This window comes from Bacteroidota bacterium (genome assembly GCA_018692315.1).
Lineage (GTDB): Bacteria > Bacteroidota > Bacteroidia > Bacteroidales > JABHKC01 > JABHKC01.
This window is the reverse complement of sequence record JABHKC010000009.1, coordinates 1-4,333: the sequence shown is the minus strand read 5'-3', so window position 1 is coordinate 4,333 and position 4,333 is coordinate 1. Positions and strand designations below refer to the sequence as shown.

Sequence of the window (4,333 nt, the reverse complement as noted above, 5' to 3'; positions counted from 1 at the left end):
TGAATCGCTCACAACTACCGTATAAGTTCCTGCAGCTAAGTTATTTAAATCTTCAGTAGTTGCAGAATTCGACCACAAATATTCGTATGGACTTGTCCCGCCGGAAACACCAATATTTATCGATCCTGTGCTTTCAGCAAAACATAAAATATTATTTGAATCAACACTTATAGATATAGCAGGTGGCTCCATAATGGTGATGCTGTCTATGTCTTGGCATGTTGCACTACCTATTGAAGTAGCTGTAACTATATATGTTCCAGCAGGCAAATTTGAAATGTTTGAAGTAAATGCTCCATTTGACCAACTATATTGATAAAAAGCTGGAAACCAACCTCCACTGACAGTCGATCCTATCGATCCGGTTGTATATGAATTGCAATTTACATTTGTGGCAGATAAGCTTATAGTAAAAGGAGAAGCAGGTTGCATTATTGGAATAGTTTCTGTATCGGTACATCCGTTTGCATCCGTTAAGGTTAGTAAATAGGATCCTGCTGACAAACCCATTAGAATCCCATTAGTTTGACCTGTACTCCATAAATAGGAATAAGGAGGCGTTCCGCCATTTGAAGGTATAGTAATTGCAGTTCCTTCGTTCGTACCATAGCAGATTGTAAATGTCCCAACTACTACTGCATTTAATGCTGTAGGTTGGCTAATAATCATACTGTTTGACAATTGACATCCACTACTATCTGTTATTACAACTGAATAATTACCTGCAGCAATACCTACTAAATCTTCAATATTTCCGAAGCTAGGTGTCCAGTTGTAAGTATATGGAGTAAATCCACCGGAAACTGTCAAATCAATATTTCCTGAATTGTCCTCGAAGCATGATAGATTAGAAGTTGTGAAGTTATGTGCCAATATTTCCGTTGGTTGAACAATAGTAAAAGATTCAATAGCAATACACGAAATCATATCAAAAACCGAAACTGAGTAGGTTCCAGAGGATAGCAAGTATATATCTTCAGTTGTTTCTCCATTCGACCAATTATATGTATAATTTCCCCAACCCCCTGTTACAGTCAAATCAATACTTCCTAAAATTATATCGCATATGTTGTTTACATCAGCTGAGATAACAATTGCAGTGTCTGGTTGAATAATAGTTGCGCTTTGTGAATCAGTACATCCATTATCGTCAGAAACTGTAACACTATAGAAACCAGCTACTAATCCAGTATTTTGAAAATTTGTACTACCATTTGACCATATATATGAATAAGCAGTGGGGGCTGGAAATGAAACAGTTCCTCCCACAACGCTTGCAGTTAATTGACCGGCATTTGAGCCATAGCATATACTGGGGCCAGAAAGTAAAGTTAATGTAATGTCATCAGGAGTGCCTACAAGATATGTTTCAATAGTACTATCATTTGCGGCATCAATAACTGTAACTGAATAAGCATTTGCCATTAATCCAGAAATATTTTCAGTTGTTGATCCATTAGACCATTCAAGTGAATACGGTGGAGTTCCGCCAGAGAGTGAAATATTTATTGCACCGTCTGAGTAACCATTACAACTTACATCAATTATAGTATCTAAACTAATTGTAGCACCCTGAACAGAAGGGGCTGAAAATGAAATGGAAGGAAAATTATTATTTTCCCCGCAATTTAAATTTATGAATAAATCATTAAGATTGTTTTCAAAACTATAATTAAAAGCAAAACCAAAATATCTATTTTTGGAATGATCTTCAAACATATTAGATGCCTCAACAGCTAATGGTATATGAATCAACCCAATGAAAATAACTAATAAATATTTCTTCAATTTCATACTCCTTATAAAGGGGATAATAAAAAAACAGCTAAACTAATATTTTTTTTTAAAAATTCTTAGTCCTGAATATTAAAATGTAACTGTATTTTATTATGTTTTTCATTACTATTGAAATACTGTTGCATTTTTTTTTGAATTATTTATAACTGCTTAATTACCAAGGTAAACTAATTTGCAGTCTTCATATTCTTAATTATTAAAAAAGAAAAACTATCTAATAATTTTTCTAAAATCCAAAATTTATACGACTCCCTACTTTGTATATTTTAAAAAATAAAAACTTAATTTGGCATTTCTGACATAATTTTTTGATAAAAGTAGTTATTCATTACAGAAATCGTTTGGCATGTTACGGGAGTTTTGGTGTAATGTTACTATTATTTTATCCAGTTTTTATCGATATTTTGGAAATTGTTTTAACTAATATTCTATATAATTGAATGGATTAGATGATTAGGTAAACATCAATGATAATTTGTTTATGACATTTTTTTCCAAATAATATTCTCATAGTTTTATTATCAAATATTTCTCAAAAGGAATGTATAAAGCAATGTTTAAAGATGATTTTCTAACAGAATTTCTAAATCATCTTTTGTGTCAATAGAAATGCTTTCATGCTCTGTCAAACTAACTTTAATTTTGTAATCATTTTCTATCCATCGTAATTGTTCTAAAGATTCTACAATTTCGAGAGGGGTTTGATCTAATTTCGTTAATTCTAAAAGAGTATTTTTTGAATATCCATATAATCCAATATGTTTGTAAAATTGATGTTTGTTTATGTCTTCTCGGTTCTCAACTTCTCGTACATACGGAATTGACGAGCGACTAAAATATATAGCTTCATTTTTATTGTTTAGCACAAGCTTCACAACATTTGGATTTGATAATTCATCTGAATTCTCGATTTTTTTGGCTAATGTGGCAATTTGTGTAGATTTATTTTCAAAAGCAGAAATTATTGAACTTATTTGATTTGGATGGATAAATGGTTCGTCTCCTTGAACATTTATTACAATGTCGAATTCAATATTAAGTAATTTTTGAATTTTAACTACTGCCTCGGCACACCTGTCGGTTCCACTTTGGTGAAACTCTGAAGTTAATACAACATTACCGCAAAATTTTTTAACTTCACTTTCAATTCTATTATCATCGGTTGCAACAAACACAGTATCAATTGCTTTTGATACTTGTTCAAATACACGGCAAATCATAGTTTTCCCTTTTATACTAACTAAAGGTTTTCCTGGAAAGCGAGTTGAAGCATATCTTGCCGGAATGATTGCTACTATTTTCATTTTATATTTATTTGGCATGAAAAGGAATTGACAGACTTCAAATTTAGCATATTCAGTCGTTCTGTAATAATATTCAAAGCTTTCAAATTTGAGATATAAGAAATTATATATTGTAAATAATACTTTTATATGATACTATAAATAAAAAAAGGAGACTATTTATCTCCTTCTTTTTTTGCTTCTTTTTTTATTTCTTGTAATCGAAGTTCGTATTTCAACTCTCGCAATATTTTTTCTTTTAGTTTATCTTCCTCGTTCGACGAGTTTTTATCCCAAACATATTGCTCATTCGAAAAATCATAGATTTCAATTATCTCCTGTGTTTCAGGATCGAGCACTTTTTTGTAGATATGGAATGGTTTGTCTAAAACTGGAAGTTTATTAAGAAGTTTTGCTTGAGCTTCTTCAATATTTTTGTTCCTGCTTTCTTCACTTTGCCTATTTTCAAGTTTTTCGAAGTTTGTAAAATAGGAGACTTTTTCAATACTTTCATATTCTTTTTTCAATTTTTCTTCATCAAGTTTGTTCTTTTCAAACTCCATTTCCAATTTATGTATTGAATCGTTCTTCTTTTGATTGAAACCATAGCCTCCTTCAAAGTAGGAAATTTTTGCTGATGTCTCCTCTTTTTTTTCTTCTACCTTAGCTTCTTTTCCGTAGCCACCTTTTACCATTGTATATTTTACAGGTTTTTTCTTGGTTATCCTATTTGAAATAGTGGCAATTGTATCTGCTTCTTCAACCTGGCTTATGCTTTTAAGCTGAAAAAACAATACAACTAATATAATACTTAATACTTTCATTTTATAATTTTCAAACAATACAAAAGTAGGTTTATTGCGAATATTTCATATTGGTTTTTTGACAATTGAACCAAAAAACTACTTAAAAGTTACAATTATTTCCACAAAAGTTTTTTTCATTAAAAATATAGTAACTAATCAGTCTGCAATTTAGCAATATTTTCCAAAGCATTTAATATTCCAAGTCTATTTTTTTTGACAGTATCAGTAATAGACTTCAATACAGCAAATCCGAATGCACCATTTGTTGATTTAAATTGTCCCGAAACTTTTTGTTTTACTTTTATGTTTCTTATTGCTCTTTCGGATGCATTGTTGTCTGGTGGCACATTTGAGTGATAAAGAAATGTAAAAAGATAATCTCTATATTTTCTCAACCTATTTTGAAAACTGATAAGTTCTTTATCTTTATTTGGTAAATCATAACCC

General features: G+C 30.8%; 4 protein-coding genes. All 4 read right to left on the bottom strand.

From position 1 onward, the window contains the following. A partial coding sequence (locus HN894_00535; GenBank protein MBT7141792.1) for a hypothetical protein occupies window positions 1-1,794 on the bottom strand: 1,794 nt, incomplete at its 3' end. A 560-nt stretch (window positions 1,795-2,354) separates the two neighbouring features. Further along, window positions 2,355-3,101, bottom strand: a complete 747-nt coding sequence (gene kdsB, locus HN894_00530; GenBank protein MBT7141791.1) for a 3-deoxy-manno-octulosonate cytidylyltransferase — start codon at window positions 3,099-3,101, stop codon at window positions 2,355-2,357. A gap of 155 nt (window positions 3,102-3,256) precedes the next feature. Next, window positions 3,257-3,904: a hypothetical protein gene (locus HN894_00525; protein ID MBT7141790.1), complete on the bottom strand. Its 648-nt coding sequence runs from the start codon at window positions 3,902-3,904 to the stop codon at window positions 3,257-3,259. Between the two features lie 134 nt (window positions 3,905-4,038). After that, window positions 4,039-4,333, bottom strand: a 295-nt coding sequence (locus HN894_00520; GenBank protein MBT7141789.1) for a transposase, incomplete at its 5' end; no start/stop codon positions are given.